The sequence below is a fragment of the Burkholderia sp. APQ4-4ca genome (assembly GCF_057837105.1).
The window spans coordinates 77757-78403 of sequence record NZ_JBYQCG010000242.1 but is presented as its reverse complement, the minus strand read 5'-3'; the positions used below and the strand labels follow the sequence as shown (position 1 = coordinate 78403).

Genomic DNA, 647 nt, shown 5'->3' with positions numbered 1-647 from the left:
CAGTCGGTTAGAATACCGGCCTGTCACGCCGGGGGTCGCGGGTTCGAGCCCCGTCCGCTCCGCCAGAACGAAGCCCGTTCAAAAAACGTTTTTGAACGGGCTTTCTCGTTAAGGATGTAAGCAGTACGTTGTCCCCTTCGTCTAGAGGCCTAGGACATCACCCTTTCACGGTGAGTACAGGGGTTCGAATCCCCTAGGGGACGCCAGATTTCGGCGTCGTTCGAACAAACGACGCGCCGGCAGGAAGTAACCGACGCCTGCCAGGCAAGCAGCAAGACTGGAGCGGTAGTTCAGTCGGTTAGAATACCGGCCTGTCACGCCGGGGGTCGCGGGTTCGAGTCCCGTCCGCTCCGCCAGAACGAAGCCCGTTCAAGACGTTTTTGAGCGGGCTTTTGTATTAAAGATGTAAGCAGTGCGTTGTCCCCTTCGTCTAGAGGCCTAGGACATCACCCTTTCACGGTGAGTACAGGGGTTCGAATCCCCTAGGGGACGCCAGATTTCGGCGTCGTTCGAACAAACGACGCGCCGGCAGGAAGTAACCGACGCCTGCCAGGCAAGCAGCAAGACTGGAGCGGTAGTTCAGTCGGTTAGAATACCGGCCTGTCACGCCGGGGGTCGCGGGTTCGAGTCCCGTCCGCTCCGCCAGA

4 tRNA genes are annotated in these 647 nt (G+C 59.5%); all 4 read left to right on the top strand.

Going from position 1 to position 647, the window contains the following annotated elements:
* Positions 1 to 130 precede the first annotated feature (130 nt).
* The 4 genes from AC3IFE_RS31845 (at position 131) to AC3IFE_RS31830 (ending at position 645) form a co-directional block, all read left to right on the top strand.
* Positions 131 to 206: transfer RNA gene (locus AC3IFE_RS31845), tRNA-Glu, on the top strand.
* A 73-nt stretch (positions 207 to 279) separates the two neighbouring features.
* A tRNA-Asp gene (locus AC3IFE_RS31840) sits at positions 280 to 356 on the top strand.
* 63 nt (positions 357 to 419) lie between these two features.
* Positions 420 to 495 (top strand) — tRNA-Glu (locus tag AC3IFE_RS31835).
* A 73-nt stretch (positions 496 to 568) separates the two neighbouring features.
* Positions 569 to 645: transfer RNA gene (locus tag AC3IFE_RS31830), tRNA-Asp, on the top strand.
* Positions 646 to 647: the final 2 nt, after the last annotated feature.